A 22,186-nucleotide genomic window follows, 5' to 3' on the forward strand; every position below is an offset into this window, starting at 1 on the left:
ATTTTTTCCTATTAACGGCTCCATGTTATAGTTTTTCCCTACTGAATTACTCAGGCTTTTCTCTCGCCTAGGCAGACGGATTTCTTCCATATATGTACCAGTACGACAATTACGACCAGACCTTAGTGAATGAGCGCGCCGCTCAATTCAGGGGTCAAACAGAGCGGTTCTTGAAGGGAGAACTCAGCGAAGATCAGTACCGGCCTCTTCGCTTGATGAATGGTTTATACATCCAAAAACACGCGCCGATGCTGCGCATTGCCATTCCTTATGGCCTGCTCTCGTCGCGCCAACTGCGGATGTTGGCTCATATCGCGCGAACCTATGACAAGGGTTACGGCCACTTCACGACGCGACAGAACATTCAGTTCAATTGGCCGAAACTCGAGGACGTGCCGGATGTTCTGAGCGAACTCGCTACGGTACAGATGCATGCGATCCAGACGAGTGGCAACTGCATCCGCAACGTCACCAGCGATCATCTTGCGGGAGTCGGCGGAGACGAACTCGAGGACCCACGCCCTTATTGCGAAATTATCCGGCAGTGGTCCACCCTCCATCCGGAATTCAGCTTTCTGCCGCGCAAGTTCAAGATTGCCGTCAATGGTGCGGCAAAGGATAGAGCCGCAACCCAGCTACACGACATCGGTTTGCAGCTCGTCAAGAACGATCGGGACGAGATAGGTTTCGAAGTTCTGGTAGGCGGCGGCCTCGGGCGCACACCGATCATCGGCGTGACAATCCGCCCGTTTCTCGAGAAAAAGCACCTGCTGTCTTATCTGGAAGCGATTCTCCGCGTTTACAACCGCTTCGGACGTCGCGACAACAAATTCAAGGCGCGAATCAAGATCCTGGTCAAAGAGCTGGGAAAGGAAAAGTTTACCGAAATGGTCGAAGCCGAGTGGGCTGCAATAAAGGACGACCTGCTCCTGGATCTTGAAGAAATCGAGCGGATCAAGACGTTCTTCCAACCACCGCCTTACGTGACGCTAGCCGACAATCCCTTGTTAGCGGAAAAAACCGCCCACGACAGCCAGTTTGCCGCTTGGTTCCGCCATAACACCTTCCCTCATAAAATGCCGGGTTATCGGGTTGTCTTCGTGTCCCTGAAAACGCCGGGAAAACCCCCAGGAGATCTCAGCGCAAGCCAAATGGACGTAATTGCCGATTTAGCCGACCATTACAGCTTTGGCGAAATTCGAGTCACCCACACCCAGAATCTCGTTCTGGCCGACGTTAAACAGGCGGATTTGCACGACTTATGGCAGCGCCTTAAATCTCTTGAACTGGCGACACCCAATATCGGCACGGCGACGGATATCATCTGCTGCCCCGGCCTCGACTTTTGCTCATTGGCAAATGCGACATCGATTCCTATCGCTAACGGCATTCAGCAGATCTTCGACAATTTGGACTATCTCTACGATCTAGGCGATATCCGGATCAATGTCTCGGGTTGCATGAACGGTTGCGGACATCATACCGTCGGTCATATCGGCATTCTGGGCGTCGATAAAAAAGGGGAAGAGTGGTACCAGATTACCCTGGGCGGCTCATCCGGAAAGGATGCTTCCCTCGGTGAACGCCTAGGTCCCTCCGTAGCCAAGGACCAGGTTTGCCATGCGATAGAAGCCATCTTCCAAACTTACCGAGAGCATCGACTGGAAGACGAGGCATTTCTTGAAACGGTTAGACGTATCGGTATGCGACCATTCCAGGGGCGAGTTTATGGAGATAATTAAAGACGGCCATATCGTCGCAAACGACTGGCGGCACTTGAGCGACGACGAAGCCTTGCCGGAACAGGCTGTAACGGTTTCGCTGCTCCGCTGGAAGAACGAAAGGGATCGCCTGCTCGCTTGCAGCGTCCCCTTGGGGCTGCGCCTAAACAGCGACGACAGTCTCGAAGAAATTGCAGATGATCTTAAGTACTTCTCGATAATCGTCTTGGAATTTCGCCAGTTCACAGACGGCCGAAGCTTTTCTCTGGCTCGGCTTTTGCGGGAACGTTACGGTTTTAACGGCGAGCTTCGCGCCCGCGGCGATTTTCTCAGGGATCAGATGTTTTTTCTGAGTCGGGTAGGCGTAAACGCCTTCGAACCGAACGGCTCCGCGAATGCGCAAGAACTGCTGCCCGCATTGCAGGAGTTCACGGTGAAATATCAAGCCGCCGTAGACGTTAAAGAACCACTTTATCGGCGGCGTAAATAGCTGGGAAGCTCGGGCAACTCAAATACGTTCGACAAACAATACCCCCGGTCAAGCCGGGGGTGTGCTTCAATTCTCCGACACGGCCTAGTTCTTTTTATGGCCGTATCTCATGATATTGATACCCTTTAGAAGATTAAGGGCTTCGTTCAGCGGATAATCCTGCAGGGCCAAGGCCTCTTCACTCTTATCCCCTGCTTTGGTTTCGTCCTTCTTGAGCGGTTTCTCGGCTCCATTCTCGAGATGGTTTACCAAATCGGCTTCCTTGATCGGAGAAAACTCCGATTGGGCGGCCATTTCCAACTTCACCTTCGAGATCGGTACGTCCGGCGCGATGCCCTCCGCTTGAATGGAGCGTCCGGAAGGCGTGTAATAGCGCGCCGTGGTCAGTTTGACCGCGCCGCCATTGCTGGTCGGTAAGATTGTCTGCACCGAACCTTTGCCGAAGGTCTTTTCGCCCATGATGATGGCGCGTCCATGATCCTGCAAAGCACCGGCCACAATCTCCGAGGCCGAAGCGGAGCCGGAGTTTATCAGCACTACGATTGGAGCACCGTTCAGAACGTCATTCGGAGTCGCACTGAACCTCATCTTGGCGTCTTCGACACGACCATCGGTATAAACGATCAGGCCACTCTCCAGGAAGGCATCGCTAACCGCCACCGCCGCATTGAGAACTCCGCCGGGGTTATTGCGAAGATCCAGCACAACGCCCTTCAAGTCGCCTTTCTTTTTGAGCTCGCTGATGGCTTCGATGACATTGTCTCCAGTCTTGGACTGAAAGCTCGTAATGCGAACATAGCCGTATCCTTCCTCAAGAAGCCGGCTCTTTACGCTTTTGACCTTGATGACGTCGCGTACGATTTTAACCTTCAGCGGCTGCTCGACACCCTCGCGAACTATGGTCAACACGATCTCGCTACCCGGCTCGCCACGCATCATTTTAACCGCGTCGTTCAGGCTCATGCCTTTTACCGGCTTGTCGTCCAACCGGATAATGAGGTCGCCGGCTTTTATGCCAGCCTTCTGCGCGGGGGTATCGTCGATAGGCGCGATGACCTTCACGAAACCGTTTTCCATTCCGACCTCGATACCCAAGCCGCCGAACTGTCCGGTAGTACCGACCTTCAGCTCGTTATACTGCTCCTGATCCAAATACGCTGAATGCGGATCGAGACCAGCGAGCATTCCGCGAATGGCGTCTTCCAACAATTTCTGGTCCGTTACCGGCTCTACGTAATCCTGGCGTATGCGTCCATAAACCTCCGAAAAGGTTTTCAATCCTTCGAAGGGGATTGCATTTGTATCGCCACTGGCCTCCCGCTCGGCGAGGACGCTACTGCCCGTACTGATCAAAATGCCGAGCAGAACGCCAAAGATAAGAACCAGAAAATTTCTTTGTCGCAACATAGATTTTCCTACAACCAAAAACGCCCTGGATAAGGCCTCATAAATCAATCCGTAAAAAGTCAGTCTTTGTGACTGCACCATAACATAGGATTCACCGGTCTTCCTTTTTCGCGAATGCCAAAATAAAGTCCGGACTCCGCACGACCGCCGCTGGCACCGACTGTAGCGATGATATCACCGCCGTTCACCGAGTCCCCGACATTCTTATACAAACTCTGATTGAAAGCGTAGAGACTCATATATCCCTCGCCGTGATCGATAATGGTCAACAAGCCATAGCCCCGCAACCAATCGGAGTATGCCACCCTCCCCGCCGCAACGGCATGCACCGGCGCGCCCTCCGGTGCTCGTATAACGACACCATCCCAACGGCCACTCGCTCGCGGACTGCCGAACGACTCAAGCAGTGAACCCTTCGTCGGATATGTTAACTGACCATAAAGGGCGGAAAAGGGTCCTTTGCTGGCTGACCGATCTCGCGCCGAGTCGTCCGACAAAGGGCGAATGGCGGCAACCAGATCTTGCAGGCGCTCTTCATCCTCCTGGAGCCGCCTCAGCTGGGTGTCCTTATCCTGAAGGCTATGTTCCAAGTCGGCCAAAACCTCGCGTCGGGATTGTCGGAACTTATCCAACTCGAGGCGATCTTTTGCTACCTGCTCACGAGTGGATTGAAGCTTCGCCGCTTCGGCCGACGCTTGCTGCTGCAATTGCGAAACGGTTGTTAAATCCTTTTGCATCTCCCTCAGCAGCGAGAATCGAGCTTGACTCAGATAATTGTAATAAGCCAGCACGCGACTGAGCTGGCGTGGGTCTTCCTGATCCAACACCAGCTTCAGCCAATCTTGCCGGCCGGCGGCATAGGCCGCACGAGCTTGTCCTGTCAATGTTTTATATTGCGCTTTCACTGCCGCCCGCAACTCACTGCTTTGGCGTTCCAAATCGTTCAAATGCCGCAATTGGGCTTGCGCTTGAATCTCGAGCTCTTTAAGCCGTTTTGCCAGACGTCCGTAGTCCCGCTCGATACCGCTCAATTGCCCGATCAGAGCTCGTCTGCGCGACTCTAGAGCGTCCCTGGACTTCTGGACCGTCTTAATACGCTCCCGAACCGTAGTTAGTTCATCCAAACGATCCTTTGGTTCCGAGACCGCCGCCGCGAAAGGCATTTTGAATGCTAGAGCCAGACAGAAAACTCGCGCGACTCGGTGACAGGACAAAACGGCAAACCTCAAATCAGCAACGATCGCCCCGTCATATCCGCCGGCTTTTCAAGCCCGATAATCGCGAGCAATGTCGGCGCGACATCGGGCAGACCGCCTCCGTCGCTTAACCTACCGGCTTTGCCTTTATACACGAGCGGCACGGGATTAACCGAGTGCGCGGTCTGAACTTCGCCGGTCGAAGGATCGATCATTTGCTCGACATTGCCATGATCTGCCGTAATCAGCATTTCGCCCCCGACCTTGTCGAGAGCCTCGACGACTCGACCCAATGCCTCATCCAAAGCCTCTACCGCCCGAATCGATGCGTCCAGGTTACCAGTATGACCAACCATATCCCCGTTGGCGTAGTTACAGATGATGACGTCGTACTCGCCGGACTCGATCGCCTTGACCAATTCTTCCGTCACTTCAGGAGCACTCATTTCCGGCTTCTGATCGTAGGTCTTGACCTTGGGCGACGGCACCAAGATGCGCGTTTCTCCGGGAAAGGGCGTTTCTACTCCGCCATTAAAGAAAAACGTAACGTGAGCGTACTTTTCAGTCTCGGCCAACCGCAACTGCCTTAGACCATGCTTCGACAAGACTTCGCCCAGGCTGTTGGTCACGTCTTGCGGCGGATAAGCGACGGGAAACGTAAAGTCTTGGTGATATTCCGTCAATGTAACAAACCCACCCAGCTTCGGAACGACCTCGCGTCGAAACCCCACGAAATCGGCCTCGTTGAGTGCGCGCGTCAGCTCTCGGGCGCGATCGGCCCGAAAATTCATGAATATCACGACATCGCCGTCCTTGAGAGTAATCGGCGCTTCACCGTCCGGAACGATTGAAGTCGCTTTGACGAACTCGTCGGACTCACCCCGCTCGTAAGCCAGCGTCAAGCCCTCGATCGCCGTTTCCGTGCGGTAATCGGCTTTTCCTTGCACGATAAGGTCGTATGCCTGCTGGATACGGTCCCAGCGATTATCGCGATCCATCGCGTAAAAACGGCCAATAATGGATGCAATCCGCCCTGCCCCCAGTTCTTCGAACTTCGAATCCATTCTGCGTATCGGGTCGCCTGCGCTCTTGGGTGGGGTATCTCGCCCATCCAGAAAGGCATGCACATAGACCTTTCTCAGCCCCTTCCTAACCGCGAGCTCCGCCATTGCATGAATGTGAATTTCGTGGCTGTGAACGCCGCCGGGCGACAGCAGTCCTAAAATATGGAGTGCCTTATCGTTCCGAAGGGCCTTGTCCACGGCTTCGCGCAGAACGGGATTGGTGTAAAACGAACGGTCCCTAGCCGCTTTACTGATCAACGTAAAATCCTGATTGATAAGTCGACCCGCCCCTAAATGCAAATGTCCCACCTCGGAATTGCCCATTTGATCGTCGGGCAAGCCGACGACTTCACCGGAGCAATCGAGCAATGTATGCGCGCAAGTATTCCACAGCTTCGTCCATGTCGGGGTTCTTGCAAGAGCGATAGCGTTATGGTCTTTGGTTTCGCTGTAACCAAAACCGTCCAGAATGATGAGGACAACAGGTTTAGGACGATTCAACTTCAAAGTATAATCTCCCTCTCGGTTTTTGCGCGTTTGCCTGGCAATAAAGGCATTGTTGCTTCCCGCAGAAAAAATCAGTATGTCCCAATGGCCAAGCGGCTGCTTTCGCGGAAAGGAAAAGACCTCGAACTCAATATCGCCGGATAAATATGAATTTGAGAATGAGGCGCCATGGGCTTAGGCAAAGGGAAAAACGGAGTAGTATTTTAACTTTTTTTTGCAACCCCGTGTTGCTCGAGCAATCGCGGCTAAAGAGCGCACAAACTCTTACAATGCGAAGCCTCCGATGACCAAACCAAACGAGATACTGATTACGGAAGATGCCGATATCGCGCAGGCTGCCTATTGCCTGAAAGCCATGTCCCATCCGCTGCGACTCAAGATTTTATGCACCTTGGGGAACAATAAAGTCAGCGTTCAGGACATCGTCGAGCAGGTCGGCACGACTCAGAGCAATATCTCTCAGCATCTGGGCATTCTGCGCGATAAAGGTATTCTCGCCTGTAAGAAAGACGCTAACCGCGTGTACTATTACGTTGACGACGAGCGCACACTGCAGCTGATCAAGCTGATGAAAGAAGTATTTTGTCATCATTAGTTGGAGCCGAATTTTCTCTATGACTGTCACACCCGACCGCCTGTTGGAATTCCTGGGCAATCACTGGATCATGGCCAGCGGTTTGCTCATTGTTACGATTTTGCTGATTCAGGATTTTATCGACAGCGCCTTCCGTAAACACAAAGTAATCTCGCCGACGGAAGCCGTAAACCTGATGAATGATGAAAACACCATCATTATCGATGTCCGCGAACCGCACGAACATGCCAACGGCCATATCGAAAATGCGAAATTCATTCCCTTGGGCAAACTCGAGGAACGAGCACAGGAATTGGAGGCATACAAACAAAATCCCGTTATCGTAACCTGCCAGTCCGGCACGCGATCTCCCCAGGCCTGCAAGAAACTGACCGGTTTAGGCTTCACCCGAGTGTTTGAAATGAAAGGCGGCATGCTCGCATGGGAAGACCAAAAATACCCCGTCGTTAAGAAGCGGAATAACAAGTAATTCGCCCTCTCCCGATTTTTCCAAGCTTACGAAACAAATAAGGATTATCCATGGCCGAAGAAACCACTCAGCCAGAAAGACAGTTCGTCCTGCAAAAGATTTACGTTAAGGACGTCTCTTTCGAGACGCCGAATTCGCCGGAGGTATTCACGCTCAAATGGGAACCGAAGGTCGAATTCAACCTGTCGAGCAATGCGCAAAAGCTTCAGGAAAATCTGTACGAGGTCAGTCTCACCACGACGGTAACCGTTAAACTCGGCGAAAAAACCGCTTATTTGGTGGAAGTCTGCCAAGCGGGGATTTTCGCGATGGCGGGCTTCGACGACCAAGAACTCGGCCCTCTGATCGGTAGCTACTGTCCGAACGTTCTCTTTCCGTATGCGCGCGAGGCCGTTTCCGATCTCGTGACCAAGGGCGGTTTCCCGCCCATGCTCCTTGCCCCCATCAATTTCGACGCCTTGTACATGCAGCAGATGCAACAGCAGCAGGGCTCCGCCCCCACAAGCCATTAACGGGATAGTCCGCAATCGCCCACATGACAGCTGTATCAGTTCTCGGCGCGGGCTCATGGGGCACAGCCCTAGCCCTTTTGATAGCCCGCAACGGCCATCCCACTGTGCTTTGGGGGCATCGCCCCGAACATTTGGCCAAACTCAACGCCGCCCGGGGCAACGAGCGCTATTTACCCGGTGCGCGCTTTCCCGACAACCTCCGGGTCGTCGCGAATCTGGAAGAAGCCGTTAAGACCGCGGAAATTCTCGTAGTTGCGGTGCCCAGCCATGCATTTAGAAACCTCCTGATGGACCTGGCACCGCATCTCACCCCGGAATCCAAGATCGCATGGGCCACGAAAGGTCTGGAACTGCAAAGCGGAAAGCTTTTGCACCAAGTCACGGAGGACGTTCTGGGACCCGACATTCCCGCCGCCGTGCTGTCCGGCCCAAGCTTCGCCCGCGACTTGGCCGCCAATCTCCCGACCGCCATTACGGTAGCGTCACGGGAGATCGAATTCGCCAAAATGCTGGCGGGGCTGCTTCATAACAACCGATTCCGCGCATACACCACCGAAGACATCATCGGCGTTCAGTTGGGCGGGGCGACCAAGAACGTACTGGCTATCGCCGCCGGGGTCGCCGACGGCCTGGGCTTCGGCGCCAACTCCCGTGCGGCGCTGATAACCCGCGGACTCGCAGAGATGATGCGCTTGGGTTTGGCATTGGGTGGCAAACCGGAAACCTTCATGGGACTTGCCGGTGTCGGCGATCTCATTTTGACCTGCACCGACAATCAATCTCGAAACCGGCGCTTCGGCCTCGGGCTCGGCAAAGGGCTCCCGCGAGAGCAAGTCGCGGCCGAAATCGGCCAAGAAATCGAAGGGATTCTTACTACGAAGGTTATTTACCAGCTGGCGCAAAGTCTCGGGATCGAGATGCCGATTACCGAACAGACCTACAAAATCCTTTACGAAGGGCTCGCGCCTTTAGAGGCCGTCAACAATCTACTCCTGAGAGAACAGAAGCCGGAAGCCTTGGCCGGTTGAGCCTGCTTCGGTCAAACCCGTTCAATCGCTCCCGAAAAGCCGTTCTGCCGCCATGCTTCGTAAAGCACCAACGCTACGGTATTGGACAGATTCAGGCTGCGGCTTTCCGGTTTCATAGGCACGTAAAGAAGGCGCGGCTTCGGCAAGGAAGCCAGCAAGGTTTCCGGCAATCCCCTGGACTCCGGACCGAACAGCAAGGCGTCATTCGGGCGGAAGTCGGCATCCGCGTAGCAGCACCGCCCTTTGGTGCTGAGCGCGAACAGCCGCTCCGGCCGAACCCGTTCCAAGAATTCATCCAGTCCCCCGTATTCCCGCACATCTGCCCATTCCCGATAATCGAGGCCGGCGCGCCGCAACCTGGCGTCATCAAGCCGGAAGCCCAAGGGATGGATGAGATGCAGCCAAGCGCCCGTGTTGGCGCAGAGACGGATGATATTCCCTGTGTTCGGCGGTATTTCCGGCTCGTAAAGGACGATGTGGAACACGTTAGGACTTATTCACACCGAGGGCGGATCGGCTCCAGTTTCCAAATGTCGCGGTTGTACTCCGAAATCGTGCGGTCGGTGGAAAACTTGCCGCCAGCAGCGCAGTTTAGGATGCTCATTCTTGCCCACTGCTCTTGATCGAGGTAAGCAGCGGCCGCGCGCCTCTGGGCTTCTACGTAACTTTGAAAGTCGGCAGCCGTCATCCAAGGATCGTGCGGGCTTTTTATGGCATGGATGATGGGATCGAAAATTCCCGGTTCGAATTGGTTGAAGTGCCCGCTTTCCAAGAGATGCATCACCCGGCGCAGGTCGTCATTGCCGTTTATGACGGACTCGGGATCGTATTGGCCTCGCTTCGCCTCCACCTCCTCGGCGGTGAGGCCGAACAGGAAGAAATTCTCGGCCCCCACTTCCTGACGAATCTCGATATTGGCGCCATCGAGAGTACCGATAGTCAGCGCCCCATTCAGCATGAACTTCATGTTGCCGGTACCGGACGCTTCCTTACCCGCGGTCGAAATCTGTTCGGAAAGATCGGTGCCGGGACAAATGTATTCCATCGCAGTCACCCGGTAATTGGGCAGGAAGGCCACCTTGAGCAGCTCGCCGGCCGCAGCATCGCGATCGATCACGTTGGACACATTACTGATCAATTTGATGATTCGCTTCGCCATGGCATAGCCCGGTGCCGCCTTGCCGCCGAATAGGACGCACCTCGGCGTCCAATTGGCCGTATCGCCGCGCTTAATGCGGTCATAGAGGTGAATGACATGAAGTACGTTGAGCAACTGGCGCTTGTATTCGTGTATCCGTTTAACCTGAACGTCGAACAGCGCATCCAGTTCGATATCCACGCCCAGCTCCGCTTTCTTATAGCGTAAGAGACGCTCCTTGTTATGGCGCTTGATTTCCCTCCAGCGTTGGCGAAACGCAGAATCATCGGCATATGCGGCCAGCTTGCCGAGTTGGGACAGATCGGTCAACCAACCCTCGCCTATCGTTTCCGTGATCAACGAGGCAAGCTTGGGATTACACCCGGCCAGCCAGCGGCGAGGCGTAATACCGTTGGTCTTGTTGTTGAACTTATTCGGCCACAGTTCGTAAAAATCGCGAAACAGCCCTTGCATGAGCAGATTGGAGTGAAGCTCCGCCACCCCGTTGACCGAAAAGCTCCCGACGATGGCCAGGTAAGCCATGCGAACCTGTTGCTCCCAGCCTTCCTCGATCAGGGACATCCGCGCCAATCGGTCCAGATCGCCCGGCCAGCGGTTGGCGACCTCACCCAAGAATCGTGCGTTGATGTCGAAAATGATTTCCAGCAACCGCGGCAACAATTGCCGGAACAGGCGCACCGGCCATTTCTCCAAGGCTTCCGGAAGCAGTGTGTGATTGGTATAAGCCATGGTACGCGAGGTGATGGCCCAAGCCTCATCCCAATGCAACCCATGCTCGTCCATCAAAAGGCGCATCAGCTCGGCTACGGCAATACTCGGATGGGTGTCGTTGAGCTGAAAACAATTCTTTTCCGCAAACCGACTGAAGTCCTCGCCATGCACCAGCACCCATTTGCGGATGACGTCCTGAAGACTGGCCGAAGCCAAAAAGTATTGCTGGCGTAGCCTCAACTCCTTTCCGTTCTCGCTTGCATCATTGGGATACAACACCATGGTGATGTTTTCCGCCATGTTCTTGGAACGGACCGCTTCGGTGTAATCTCCGGCATTGAAGTCTTGTAGATCGAATTCATCCGTGGCAGCCGCTTTCCACAGGCGCAGCGTGTTAACCGTACCGTTCTTGTAACCGGGAATCGGGATGTCGTACGGGACTGCGAGCACATCGTGGGTATCCACCCAGCGCCTCCTCGGGTGGGATTCGTCGCCGCCATAAGTATCCGTCCGCCCGCCGAAACGTATCCGCACCGTCAGTTCCGGACGCTCCAGCTCCCAGACGTGGCCGTTCCGCAGCCAATGATCGGGCTCCTCGACCTGATGGCCATCCTCGATGTTTTGCCGAAACATGCCATATTCGTAACGGATGCCGTAGCCCATCACCGGCAACTGCAGCGTCGCACAGCTATCTACGAAACAAGCAGCCAGCCGACCCAGCCCGCCGTTACCCAATCCGGCATCTTGCTCGCTCTCGACGATCTCCTCTAGATCCAGCCCCAGGTCGTGTAAAGTTTCGTGCAGAGGATCGTCGATCCCGAGATTGAGCGTGGCGTTACTCAAGGTCCGCCCCATCAAGAATTCCATGGATAAATAGTAAGCACGCTTGCAGTCCGCTTCCTCATAGGCGTAATGCGTATTCTTCCACCGCTCCATCAAGCGGTCGCGGACCGTCAAAGCGACCGCCGTGTAGGCATAGTGCGCGGATGCGCAGTACTTGTCGCGGCCGAGCGTGTAGCTGAAATGACGGCGGATGTCCACGGCCAAATCCTTGGCCTTCAACCCCAAGGCAGGCAGCTCGGTCAACCACGGTTTTCGCTTACTATTCACAAGACTTCGGTTTGGCATAGTCGGTCCGCTTATTTGGCAATTTCAGATTGGGCACGAAAAGCTCGTCGTTCCTCTGCGGCTGTCCGCAGACGACAAAGCCGGAAAGGGGCGATTATCGCATCAAAGCCGGAGCTGTTGACGATAAGCTTGCCGGTACTCGATTTCTTACACGTCCAGACTCAGCTCGCTGATCTTTCGTGTCAATGTATTGCGGCCGTAACCTAATAACTTTGCTGCTTCCTGGCGACGCCCGCGGGTGAATTGTAACGCCGTGGCGATCAAAATCCCTTCGGCTGAATCTATAGCTTCCTTTGCGACATTTCTATCCCCACGCCTCAAGCGCTTATCGACCCATTGCCGGAAACAATCTTCCCAACTGTCGACGACAGTAGAGGTACTCGCCTTAACACTCAGTAATTCCGGCGGCAGATCGTCCAGATGAACCTCCTTGCCCGCCGCCATAACCGTGATCCAGCGACAGGTATTCTCCAACTGACGCACGTTGCCCGGCCAATCGAGCCGACAAAGATAGTCCTCCACATCCGGCAACAAGACTTTTGTTTCCACCTTCAGCTCTTGACTGGCCTCCTTGAGGAAATGGTTCAGCAATAAAGGAATATCCTGGCGACGCTCCCGCAAGGGCGGGAGGTGAATGCGGATGACGTTCAATCTGTGGAACAAGTCCTCCCGGAAACGGCCTTCGGCGACAAGCGTATCCAGATTTTGATGAGTGGCGGCAATAATGCGGACGTCCACCTTGACCGGTGCGTGCGCACCAACGGGAAAAAACTCGCCGTCGGCCAACACGCGCAACAAACGGGTCTGCAAATCCGCAGGCATATCGCCGATCTCGTCCAAGAACAACGTGCCTCCGTCGGCTTGTTCGAAACGCCCGGCGCGGCGAGCCTGCGCGCCGGTAAACGCACCGCGTTCGTGGCCGAACAATTCGGATTCCAGCAGATCGCGGGGGATCGCCGCCATATTGAGGGCGATAAAAGGCTTGTCGGCCCGTGGACTATGGCGGTGCAGCGCCCGCGCAACCAACTCTTTCCCGGTCCCCGATTCGCCGTTGATCAGAACGGTGATGTGGGAGCGGGCGAGTCGCGCGATGGCGCGAAAAACCTCTTGCATGGCCGGCGCCTCCCCGATGATTTCGGGCGTTTCCTCGGCCACCTCGGGCGGACCTTGCTCTTGCCGCGCGCGCTGACTTTGTGCGCATGCACGCTGCACCAGATCAACGGCATCGTCCACATCGAACGGCTTCGGCAGATATTCGAACGCGCCGCCGTGGAATGCCGAGACCGCGCTCTCCAGATCCGAGTGCGCCGTCATGATGATGATGGGAAGTTGCGGATGCTTGATCTGCAGCTGCCGCAAAAGCTCCAGCCCGTCCATGCCCGGCATCCGAATATCGGTCAATATGGCATCGGGCTTGCCCTGATCGAGAGCATCGAGCAATCCGCCGGCGTTCGAAAAACAGCGCGCGTGTATCGATGCCTTTTGCAAGGCCTTTTCCAAGACCCAGCGGATCGAGCGATCATCATCAACCACCCATACTTGGGCTGAACTACTCATGGTCCTTCTCCAACGGCAGGAAAATAGAAAAAACCGTGTTGCCCGGGGAACTCGAGCACTCGACCAATCCACCATGCTGATTGATCAAGGACTGTGCGATCGACAGGCCTAAACCGGTACCGTCAGCGCGCCCGGTTACCATCGGGTAAAAAATCTGACCGAGCAACTCCGGCTTAATACCCGGACCATCGTCGATGATGTCGATCTTGACGGCCATCGGGTTGCGCCTATGACCAATGGTCACCTGGCGATGGATGCGCGTGCGAATCAGGATGTGCCCTTTCTTCCCTACCGCCTGCGCCGCGTTGCGCACGACGTTCAAGATCGCTTGAATCAGCTGATCGCTATCGCCATTCACCAACGGCAAACTCGGGTCGTAGTCTCTTTCGATGACGACGCTTGGAGGAGCCTCCACCTGCACCAACTGACGCACTCTCTCCAGTACCCGGTGGATATTGAGCCGGCTTTTCCGCGGCGGTTTGTTGGGCTCAAGCATCCGGTCGACCAGCGATTGCAGGCGGTCGGATTCCTCCATGATAATTTTCGTATACTCCCGCATCTCTTCTTCGACCAACTCCCTGTCGAGCAACTGCGCCGCACCGCGCAGACCGCCCAAAGGGTTCTTTATTTCGTGGGCCAATCCCCGCAACAGCATGCGAGCGGCGTTCTGCTGCGCCAGAAGCTGCTCTTCCATGGAGATGCGCAAATGCCGATCCACCTGTTCAATCTGCACCAATGCGGCGACCGGTTTATCCTGCTCCAGCATCGGCGTGATCGTGAAATTGACCGTAATAGCTTGAGACGGAAGACCCAACGACAAATTTCGCTTGGTCAACGATTCACCCTGTTGCAAGGTTCGTTTCAAATCTTTCTCGATGTTCTGATCGTATAGAAAGAAAAGCTCTTTGGCCCCCGAACCCAGAACCTGTCGTGCACTCACTGCGAACAACATTTCCCCGGCCACATTGATATAAATCAGGCGGTACGCGGGATCGAAAACCAACACGGCGTCCGTTAAATGATCGAGGATGCGTTGATATAGTGGAATGGGATCTGGGTTATTCATTACGATTTGAAAAGCAAGATGGAGGCCAATTGTCCATGCAAGCTGCGCTTGATTGTAGGTGCCTCAAGACCTATAGAACTCAGCAGCGGACACTCGCGGCCACAGAACCTCAGGCAATGCGCACCATCTTGGTGCATATTAGACCGATTTGCTGAAACATCTGTTCCATTTGAAGTTATTTCGGAATTTACCAATATAGATAATCCAACACTCGACAAAGGCGCTACCGCCCGAGCCAGTCACTTTTGAGCTCACATTCGCCCTTTCGGACTTGTCACTGGGATAGACAGCCTTGTTCAGCCGAATGAATCGCCAGACTACTCTTTACGCGAGCTCTCTATAGCGTCTCGGATTCGGAAAATACCCGAACAAAAAAAACGCCCCATAAAGGGGCGTTTTCAGATTCGGGCCGAATAGCCGTTTAGAGGCTGTAATACATATCGTATTCAACCGGATGCGTGCTCATGCGCAGACGGGTGACTTCCTGCATCTTGAGGTCGATGTACGCATCGATCGCATCATTGGTGAAGACGCCGCCGCGAGTCAGGAATTCGCGATCCGCACTCAATGCATCCAGCGCCATATCAAACGCATGACAAACCTGCGGAATGCTCTTCTCCTCTTCCGGCGGCAAATCGTAAAGATCCTTGTCCATGGCGTCGCCCGGGTGAATCTTGTTTTGGATACCGTCGAGACCGGCCATCAGCATGGCTGCGAAAGCAAAATATGGATTGGCGGTGGAATCAGGGAAACGAACCTCAATGCGGCGCGCTTTCGGATTAGTGACATACGGAACGCGGATCGATGCCGATCGGTTGCGGGCGGAATAAGCCAACATGACCGGCGCCTCGAACCCCGGCACCAAGCGTTTGTAGCTGTTGGTGGACGGGTTGCAGAAGGCATTCAAAGCTCTCGCATGCTTGATAATGCCGCCGATGTAAAACAGCGCCAACTCAGAAAGGCCGCCATACAAATCACCGGTAAACAAGTTCACGCCACCCTTGGACAGTGATTGATGAACATGCATTCCGTTGCCGTTGTCGCCGACCAGCGGCTTCGGCATGAAGGTCGCGGTCTTGCCGTAAGCGTGAGCGACATTGTGTACCACGTATTTGAGGGTAAGCACCTCATCCGCCTTCCGGACCAACGTACCGAACTTGACGCCGATTTCGCACTGTCCGGCGGTCGCCACCTCGTGGTGATGAACCTCGACGATCAGCCCCATTTCTTCGAGCGTATTGCACATGGCCGCGCGCAAGTCCTGCATGGAGTCAACGGGCGGCACCGGAAAATAGCCGCCTTTGATGCCGGGACGATGGCCGATGTTGCCGTCTTCGTAAACTTTTTCGGTGTTCCAACTGGCTTCTTCGGAATCGACTTTATAGAACGAACCCTGCATGGAAACGCCCCAGCGCACATCGTCGAATACGAAGAATTCGTTTTCTGGCCCGAACAGCGCGGTATCCGCGATGCCCGTGGATCTCATGTAAGCTTCAGCACGTTTGGCGATGGAGCGAGGATCGCGCTCATAACCCTGCATGGTAGAGGGCTCGACGATATCGCAGCGCAAAATCAGGGTTGGATCGTCGAAAAACGGATCGATAACCGCCGTCGTCGGATCAGGCATCAGGATCATGTCCGACTCGTTGATGCTCTTCCAGCCCGCAATAGACGAACCGTCGAACATCTTGCCGTCTTCGAACATGTCCTCGTCCACACTGTGCGCCGGAATGGAAACATGCTGTTCCTTGCCCCGAGTGTCGGCAAACCGCAAATCAACGTATTTGACCTCCTTTTCCTTCATCAGCTGAAGTACATCTTGTGGCGTCATTCTTTATCTCCCGAATATTAGGGTTGTAAAAATCTCAAGCGGGTAATTAAACAAAAATTGTACCAATAGAAAAACGCTGTTATCTCCCGGAATTACAATAGTGCAACAACTTGTTCGCAAAACAAAAACGCACCATTAATGTGCATACGACCCATTTCAGTGCCGTTTACGGAAGAAATCCGCGAATTCCCGCCACGCCCTGAGCCCCATGGGACTTTGCAACGTCCACATCCGCTGGAGACACCCCCCCCAAAGCGAAGACCGGAATATTTACCTGATCCACCAACTCGGCAAAAGTTATCCATCCTAGCGGCACGGCATGGGGGTGGGTGGGCGTGGACAGCACAGGGGCAAGAACGGCCAGATCGACGCCGATTCGCTCCGCGTGCTTCAGTTCACCGAGATTGTGACAAGATGCGGCAACCCACCGGGCTTTCTCCAATGGCCGTTCACTCAAGCTCATCAGTCTTTGTGCCGTAAGATGAAGCCCCGCGGCGGACGTCCCGACCACCCAGCACGGATCCGCATTCAGAAGTAGGATCGCGCCCCGTTCCCGGCAGTACTCCACAGCATAATGCGCCAACGCCTCGTATTGGTGCACACCCAATCGGCGCGCCCGTAATTGGATCAAACCGGCTCTGCGCGACACCAGATGGTGCAAACGCTCGCGCAAAAGCGCCTCATCGCCCGATTCATCGTCCAGAATCGCATACTGATCGGGAAGTCTGGCAGCCGTTACGATGGGGCGATTCGCGGCCGGAAATGCGAAGCCGGGCAATTCGTCTGGCGAAACCCAACGAATCGGCTGTCCCTGCATGCCGATTGGCGTCCCCTCGAACCGGTCCACCCGCCACACATCCAGCAGTACGCAACGCTCCGGATAAGCGTGACGAATCCGAATCAAGGGCGATGCCTCTATCACTTCGAGGTTAAGCTCCTCGCGGATTTCTCTGGATAAAGCTTCCTTTGCGGTTTCGCCGGCTTCCAGCTTGCCTCCCGGAAACTCCCAAAGATCCCCTTGATGGACGTGGGCGAGGCGCCGCGCAATGAGAATTTGGCCGAGTCCGTTCCGGATGACACCGGCGGCTACATGCAACTCGGAGCAACCGCTCACCGGGATACGTTCAGCCTCGACTAGGTTCGATATTCCGCGTTGATGCGGACGTAATCGTAAGAGAGATCACACGTCAGGACACGCTGATGCGCGCTCCCCCTCCCCAGCACAACGCGAATCAGGATGTCATTCTCAGACATCACGGCTCTCCCGGCCTCCTCGGTGTAGCTCATGGCGCGTCCTCCATTTTCCACGATCAGCACGTTCCCCAACCATATAGAAACGCCCGATATATCGAGATCGGCGCAGCCTGAACGACCGATCGCAGCCAAAATCCGGCCCCAGTTCGGATCGCTGGCGAAAAAAGCGGTTTTGACCAGAGGCGAATGGGCGATAGTCTTGGCCACATTCCGCGCTTCGGTTTCATCCCTGGCCTCTTGGACCTCTATCCGCATCACCTTGGTGGCGCCTTCGCCGTCCCGCACGATGGCTTCAGCCAAGTCTTCACAAACCTCCCGAACCGCTCGGGCCAGGAGAGGGAAATCCACGCTTTGCCGGCTAAGTTCGGGATTACCGGCTCCGCCCGTTGCGAACAGAACGCAGGCGTCGTTAGTCGAGGTATCACCGTCCACCGTGATCAAATTAAAAGAGCCGTCGACGGCGTCGCTCAAGCAAGCCTGCAAACTAGCCGGTTCAACCTTCGCGTCGGTGGCAATGAAGGCCAGCATGGTGGCCATATCGGGGTGAATCATGCCGGCGCCTTTGGCGATGCCAGTGACGGTCACCGATACTCCAGCCAGATTGACAGTCCGGCTTGCACCTTTAGGCCGCGTATCGGTCGTCATGATGGCCCTTGCCGCGCGCGTCCATCCCGCCTCATCCAAGGCGCTCAGGGCTTTGGGCAAAGCCGATTCGATCTTTTCCACCGGAAGATATTCGCCGATTACACCGGTCGAGAAAGGAAGCACCTGCTCGGCCGCCGCGCCGGTCAGCCGGCCGAGCGTCCGGCAGGTCCGACGAGCATCGTCCAGCCCTCGCTGGCCGGTTCCGGCATTGGCATTCCCGGAATTGACCAAGAGCCAGCGTGGATGGTGTCCGAGATGATCTCTCGCCACGATCACCGGCGCGGCGCAAAAGGCATTTCGGGTAAAAACGGCCGCACAGGTAGACCCTTTGGCTGCTTCGATCACCACGATATCGTCACGATCGCTCTGCTTGATGCCGGCACAGGCCGCACCGAGCCGAACGCCTTTTACGGTTGCCAGGGTCAACTCTTCGCTCAAGACGCTCATACGCGGCGATTTCAATCCAATTTGCCGTGGCAGTGCTTAAATTTCTTCCCGGAACCGCAAGGGCAAGGCTCGTTACGGCCCACTTTGGCGACGTCCCGGATATAAGGCTGTGCGGGCCGTGGTTTAACCGGCTTTTCCTCGACCTCCGCCTCTTCAGGTTCCGCAGTCAGTGCGTGTGCCTCGGCATGTTCGAAATGCATTTCTTGAGGTACGGCGCGGCGCTGTTCCTCCATGACATTGACTTCTTCTTCGCTGTGCACCTGAACCTTGGATACGATGCCGATCACCTCGTGTTTAATCCCGTCCAGCATGGAGGTGAACATCTCGAACGCTTCGCGCTTGTATTCCTGCTTCGGATCCTTCTGCGCATAACCGCGTAGATGGATGCCCTGGCGCAGATGGTCCATGGCCGCCAAATGCTCTTTCCAGGCGTTATCGAGAACTTGCAGCATCACCGTTTTCTCGAAATGACGCATGACCGATTCGCCTATAACGGCACTCTTTGCCTGATAAACCGCATCCAGCTGATCGATGATTTTCTGGAGCAGGCGGTCCTCATCCAGCCGCGAATCTTCATCCAGCCATTGTTGCGCCGGCAGCTTCGATCCGAGTTCCCGCAATAGCGTGTCTTCCAGACCCTTGACGTCCCACTGCTCTTCAAGGGTGTGCGGCGGAATGAACTGGGTGAATATCTGGCCGACAACGTCCCGACGCATGTTCGTGATCGCCTCGGAAATATCGTCCGCCTCCATCAGTTCGTCACGCATGTGATAAACCACCTTGCGCTGATCGTTGGCGACGTTGTCGTAATCCAGCAACTGCTTGCGGATGTCGAAGTTGCGCGCTTCAACCTTGCGTTGAGCGCTCTCGATCGCCCGTGTCACCCATGGGTGTTCGATCGCCTCGCCTTCCTTCATTCCCAGCTTTTGCATGAGCACGGCCACCCGATCGGAAGCGAAAATCCGCATCAAGGGATCTTCCAAGGACAAATAAAACCGTGATGAGCCGGGGTCACCCTGCCGTCCGGACCGTCCCCGCAACTGGTTATCAATGCGCCGAGATTCATGCCGCTCCGATCCGATGACGTGCAAGCCGCCTGCTTCCACAACCTGAGCGTGACGGACTTTCCACTCCTCTTTCAAGCGAGCGACGGACCCCTGATCGCTGGGATCGATAGCCGCCAAATCCTCTTCCAGGCTGCCGCCGAGAACGATGTCGGTGCCGCGGCCCGCCATGTTGGTCGCAATAGTGACCGCACCGGGCTGACCGGCTTGCGCAATGATATGAGCTTCCTGCTCGTGATGCTTGGCGTTCAGCACCTGATGCGGAATGCCTTCCTTACGGAGGAAAGTCGCCAAGAGTTCCGAGTTTTCGATGGATGTAGTCCCCACCAGCACCGGTTGGCCGCGTTTCACGCACTCGCGGATATCCTCGATGATGGCGCCGTATTTCTCACGAACGGTGAGGTAGACGAGATCACCGAGATCTTGGCGGACCATGGGCCTATTGGGCGGAATGACGACAACTTCGAGGCCGTAAATCTGATGAAACTCCGGGGCCTCGGTATCGGCCGTACCGGTCATGCCGGCCAGTTTTTCGTACAGGCGGAAATAGTTCTGAAACGTGATGGAGGCCAGCGTCTGGTTTTCGTTTTGAACCGGAACGTTCTCCTTAGCCTCGATCGCCTGATGCAGCCCTTCGGACCAACGACGTCCCGGCATCGCGCGGCCAGTGAACTCGTCCACGATGATCACCTGGTTTTCCCTAACGATATAGTCGACATCCCGCTGGAACAGCGCGTGAGCCCGCAATCCGGCATTGATGAAATGCATGAGTCTGATGTTGACGGCGTCGTACAGACTTTCGTCTGCATTGATCAATCCCTGCTGAACCAGCAACTGCTCGATGCGCTCGTGCCCCTCCTCCGTGAGGTAGACTTGCCGGGATTTTTCGTCGACGCTGTAATCGCCGCGAGCGCCTTCTTTTTCCTGACGCTTGAGATGAGGAATAAAGGCGTTGATCTTATGGTAAAGGTCGCTGCGGTCCTCGGTCGGCCCCGAAATAATGAGAGGCGTCCTGGCTTCGTCGATCAAGATGGAGTCGACTTCGTCGACGATCGCAAAATATTTTTCCCTCTGCACCCTCTGGTCGCGGGAAAATGCCATATTGTCCCGGAGGTAATCGAAGCCGAACTCGTTATTGGTACCGTAGGTAATGTCGGCCGCGTAGGATTCCCGGCGCTGCTCCGCGTTCAGACTGCTGACTATGACGCCCACGGAGAGTCCGAGGAAGTTATAGAGCTTGCCCATCCATTCGGAGTCTCGGCGCGCCAAATAGTCATTGACGGTGACGACATGTACGCCTTTACCGGGCAGTGCATTCAGATAAGCGGCCAGGGTGGCGACCAGCGTCTTGCCCTCGCCGGTTTTCATTTCCGAGATCTTCCCGTCATGGAGCACCATCCCGCCTATCAACTGAACATCGAAGTGGCGCATGTTCAGAACGCGGCGAGATGCTTCCCTGACGGCGGCGAAAGCCTCTGGGAGTAACGCATCGAGCATCTCACCCTCGTTCAGGCGGTCTCTGAATTCTTGGGTTTTCCCTCGTAACGCCTCATCGGATAGATTCTGGAACTGAGGTTCCAGCGCGTTGATCTTCTTGACGAGTTTTCTTTTTCTATTGATGATTCGCTCGTTGCGACTGCCAACGATTTTCTTTACTAGCTTGCCTAGCATTGCGGTTTAATTCCGAGTCCAAACGAAAAATAATCCAACGATGATACCGCAAAACCATGGTATTTATAATGAGTCGAGGGCCATATCAGACGTTGGCGAGAAATTGAGGCAAATTCGAACAGGTTTGCTGGGTTCGATTCGGCTAACCGCGACTACCATGGAGGGCTGATTTCGAAGATGCGCCAACCAGAATCCGTTGCCGGTCTATTTCAAGGCGCCGCGATCCAAGGGCTCCTGATCCAGGTAGAAAAACACCGCCGCGTACTCGATGTGGCAAAAAGAGCACTGCCAGGCTTTCTTGCGGACCATTGTGTAGACTGCGTGGTCAAGCCGGACCGCCTGATTCTTTACGTGGACTCGCCGGCTTGGGCCTCACAAATACGCTTTTATGCCTTGCACCTCTTATCCAAGGTTCAGCAATCGACCGGATACCGGTTCAACGATTTACTGATTCGTAACGCACTGCCTGCCGCAGCAAGACCTCTCGACAAACCAGTTCTCGCCTTGCCATCCGGCTTCGCCGCCGAGGTACTGAAAAATAGCGCATTGTCGACATCTTCCGGGGAACTTAAGGAAGCGCTGCTGCGGCTGAGCGCAACAGTGCAGGCACTGAGGAACGCCGACCCCGGAAAAGAAAATCAATAAAAAACAGCGTCGAAAATTC

Annotated in this window: 18 protein-coding genes; 7 read left to right on the top strand and 11 right to left on the bottom strand. The window is 55.1% G+C overall.

Features of this window, described 5'->3' with window-relative positions:
• Positions 1-92 precede the first annotated feature (92 nt).
• Together B2A78_RS03170 and B2A78_RS03175 are read left to right on the top strand one after the other, a co-directional pair.
• Positions 93-1,742, top strand: a complete 1,650-nt coding sequence (locus B2A78_RS03170) for a nitrite/sulfite reductase (RefSeq protein ID WP_077728459.1) — start codon at positions 93-95, stop codon at positions 1,740-1,742.
• The gene (locus B2A78_RS03175) at positions 1,729-2,211 is read left to right on the top strand and encodes a DUF934 domain-containing protein (protein WP_077728460.1); all 483 of its coding nucleotides are present in this window, start codon (positions 1,729-1,731) and stop codon (positions 2,209-2,211) included. Before B2A78_RS03170 ends, B2A78_RS03175 begins: the two co-directional genes overlap by 14 nt.
• Positions 2,212-2,295: 84 nt before the next feature.
• Here B2A78_RS03175 and B2A78_RS03180 read toward each other — a convergent pair whose 3' ends face one another.
• From B2A78_RS03180 to gpmI, 3 genes are all read right to left on the bottom strand, one after another.
• Positions 2,296-3,618, bottom strand: coding sequence for a S41 family peptidase (locus B2A78_RS03180; protein ID WP_077728461.1), 1,323 nt, complete (start codon positions 3,616-3,618; stop codon positions 2,296-2,298).
• Positions 3,619-3,677: 59 nt separating this feature from the next.
• A complete protein-coding gene (locus B2A78_RS03185; protein ID WP_168175330.1) occupies positions 3,678-4,649 on the bottom strand; it encodes a peptidoglycan DD-metalloendopeptidase family protein in 972 nt (323 codons plus the stop codon).
• A 194-nt stretch (positions 4,650-4,843) separates the two neighbouring features.
• On the bottom strand, positions 4,844-6,385 hold the full coding sequence (gpmI, locus tag B2A78_RS03190; RefSeq protein WP_077728463.1) for a 2,3-bisphosphoglycerate-independent phosphoglycerate mutase: 1,542 nt from the start codon (positions 6,383-6,385) through the stop codon (positions 4,844-4,846).
• Between the two features lie 283 nt (positions 6,386-6,668).
• Here gpmI and B2A78_RS03195 point away from each other — a divergent pair, with 283 nt between their 5' ends.
• Genes B2A78_RS03195 through B2A78_RS03210 form a run of 4 tightly spaced genes read left to right on the top strand, consistent with a single transcriptional unit; the run spans position 6,669 to position 8,989 of the window.
• Entirely contained in the window at positions 6,669-6,980 is a 312-nt protein-coding gene (locus B2A78_RS03195; protein WP_077728464.1) for a metalloregulator ArsR/SmtB family transcription factor, read from the top strand.
• A gap of 19 nt (positions 6,981-6,999) precedes the next feature.
• Positions 7,000-7,449 carry a rhodanese-like domain-containing protein gene (locus B2A78_RS03200; protein ID WP_077728465.1) on the top strand — a complete coding sequence of 150 codons (450 nt, stop codon included), beginning with the start codon at positions 7,000-7,002 and terminating at the stop codon, positions 7,447-7,449.
• 50 nt (positions 7,450-7,499) lie between these two features.
• Positions 7,500-7,961, top strand: coding sequence for a protein-export chaperone SecB (secB, locus tag B2A78_RS03205; protein ID WP_077728466.1), 462 nt, complete (start codon positions 7,500-7,502; stop codon positions 7,959-7,961).
• 23 nt (positions 7,962-7,984) lie between these two features.
• On the top strand, positions 7,985-8,989 hold the full coding sequence (locus B2A78_RS03210) for an NAD(P)H-dependent glycerol-3-phosphate dehydrogenase (RefSeq protein ID WP_077728467.1): 1,005 nt from the start codon (positions 7,985-7,987) through the stop codon (positions 8,987-8,989).
• Between the two features lie 11 nt (positions 8,990-9,000).
• Here the strand turns inward: B2A78_RS03210 and B2A78_RS03215 are convergent, their stop codons facing one another.
• The 8 genes from B2A78_RS03215 to secA form a co-directional block, all read right to left on the bottom strand.
• Positions 9,001-9,474, bottom strand: coding sequence for a tRNA (cytidine(34)-2'-O)-methyltransferase (locus B2A78_RS03215; RefSeq protein WP_077728468.1), 474 nt, complete (start codon positions 9,472-9,474; stop codon positions 9,001-9,003).
• An 8-nt stretch (positions 9,475-9,482) separates the two neighbouring features.
• Positions 9,483-11,987: a glycogen/starch/alpha-glucan phosphorylase gene (locus tag B2A78_RS03220; RefSeq protein ID WP_077728469.1), complete on the bottom strand. Its 2,505-nt coding sequence runs from the start codon at positions 11,985-11,987 to the stop codon at positions 9,483-9,485.
• A 147-nt stretch (positions 11,988-12,134) separates the two neighbouring features.
• On the bottom strand, positions 12,135-13,544 hold the full coding sequence (gene ntrC / locus B2A78_RS03225; RefSeq protein WP_077728470.1) for a nitrogen regulation protein NR(I): 1,410 nt from the start codon (positions 13,542-13,544) through the stop codon (positions 12,135-12,137).
• On the bottom strand, positions 13,537-14,610 hold the full coding sequence (gene glnL, locus B2A78_RS03230; RefSeq protein WP_077728471.1) for a nitrogen regulation protein NR(II): 1,074 nt from the start codon (positions 14,608-14,610) through the stop codon (positions 13,537-13,539). Before glnL ends, ntrC begins: the two co-directional genes overlap by 8 nt.
• Positions 14,611-15,031: 421 nt before the next feature.
• Positions 15,032-16,441, bottom strand: coding sequence for a glutamate--ammonia ligase (gene glnA / locus B2A78_RS03235; protein ID WP_077728472.1), 1,410 nt, complete (start codon positions 16,439-16,441; stop codon positions 15,032-15,034).
• Positions 16,442-16,607: 166 nt separating this feature from the next.
• Entirely contained in the window at positions 16,608-17,555 is a 948-nt protein-coding gene (locus tag B2A78_RS03240; RefSeq protein ID WP_077728473.1) for a Nudix family hydrolase, read from the bottom strand.
• Between the two features lie 20 nt (positions 17,556-17,575).
• Entirely contained in the window at positions 17,576-18,787 is a 1,212-nt protein-coding gene (argJ, locus tag B2A78_RS03245) for a bifunctional glutamate N-acetyltransferase/amino-acid acetyltransferase ArgJ (RefSeq protein ID WP_077728542.1), read from the bottom strand.
• A gap of 11 nt (positions 18,788-18,798) precedes the next feature.
• Positions 18,799-21,522, bottom strand: coding sequence for a preprotein translocase subunit SecA (gene secA / locus B2A78_RS03250; RefSeq protein WP_077728474.1), 2,724 nt, complete (start codon positions 21,520-21,522; stop codon positions 18,799-18,801).
• 177 nt (positions 21,523-21,699) lie between these two features.
• On the opposite strand from secA, the gene B2A78_RS03255 reads away from it, so the two are divergent.
• A complete protein-coding gene (locus B2A78_RS03255) occupies positions 21,700-22,167 on the top strand; it encodes a DciA family protein (protein WP_077728475.1) in 468 nt (155 codons plus the stop codon).
• Positions 22,168-22,186: the final 19 nt, after the last annotated feature.

The sequence above is a fragment of the Methylocaldum sp. 14B genome (assembly GCF_002005105.1).
GTDB lineage: Bacteria > Pseudomonadota > Gammaproteobacteria > Methylococcales > Methylococcaceae > Methylocaldum.

What these genes read in the sequence shown, in the direction of transcription:
- B2A78_RS03170 (WP_077728459.1), top strand. Translation starts at nt 93, where the DNA reads ATGTACCAGTACGACAATTACGACCAGACCTTAGTGAATGAGCGCGCC.
- B2A78_RS03175 (WP_077728460.1), top strand. Translation starts at nt 1,729, where the DNA reads ATGGAGATAATTAAAGACGGCCATATCGTCGCAAACGACTGGCGGCAC.
- B2A78_RS03180 (WP_077728461.1), bottom strand. Translation starts at nt 3,618, where the DNA reads ATGTTGCGACAAAGAAATTTTCTGGTTCTTATCTTTGGCGTTCTGCTC.
- B2A78_RS03195 (WP_077728464.1), top strand. Translation starts at nt 6,669, where the DNA reads ATGACCAAACCAAACGAGATACTGATTACGGAAGATGCCGATATCGCG.
- B2A78_RS03200 (WP_077728465.1), top strand. Translation starts at nt 7,000, where the DNA reads ATGACTGTCACACCCGACCGCCTGTTGGAATTCCTGGGCAATCACTGG.
- secB (WP_077728466.1), top strand. Translation starts at nt 7,500, where the DNA reads ATGGCCGAAGAAACCACTCAGCCAGAAAGACAGTTCGTCCTGCAAAAG.
- B2A78_RS03210 (WP_077728467.1), top strand. Translation starts at nt 7,985, where the DNA reads ATGACAGCTGTATCAGTTCTCGGCGCGGGCTCATGGGGCACAGCCCTA.
- B2A78_RS03220 (WP_077728469.1), bottom strand. Translation starts at nt 11,987, where the DNA reads ATGCCAAACCGAAGTCTTGTGAATAGTAAGCGAAAACCGTGGTTGACC.
- ntrC (WP_077728470.1), bottom strand. Translation starts at nt 13,544, where the DNA reads ATGAGTAGTTCAGCCCAAGTATGGGTGGTTGATGATGATCGCTCGATC.
- glnL (WP_077728471.1), bottom strand. Translation starts at nt 14,610, where the DNA reads ATGAATAACCCAGATCCCATTCCACTATATCAACGCATCCTCGATCAT.
- glnA (WP_077728472.1), bottom strand. Translation starts at nt 16,441, where the DNA reads ATGACGCCACAAGATGTACTTCAGCTGATGAAGGAAAAGGAGGTCAAA.
- argJ (WP_077728542.1), bottom strand. Translation starts at nt 18,787, where the DNA reads ATGAGCGTCTTGAGCGAAGAGTTGACCCTGGCAACCGTAAAAGGCGTT.
- secA (WP_077728474.1), bottom strand. Translation starts at nt 21,522, where the DNA reads ATGCTAGGCAAGCTAGTAAAGAAAATCGTTGGCAGTCGCAACGAGCGA.
- B2A78_RS03255 (WP_077728475.1), top strand. Translation starts at nt 21,700, where the DNA reads ATGCGCCAACCAGAATCCGTTGCCGGTCTATTTCAAGGCGCCGCGATC.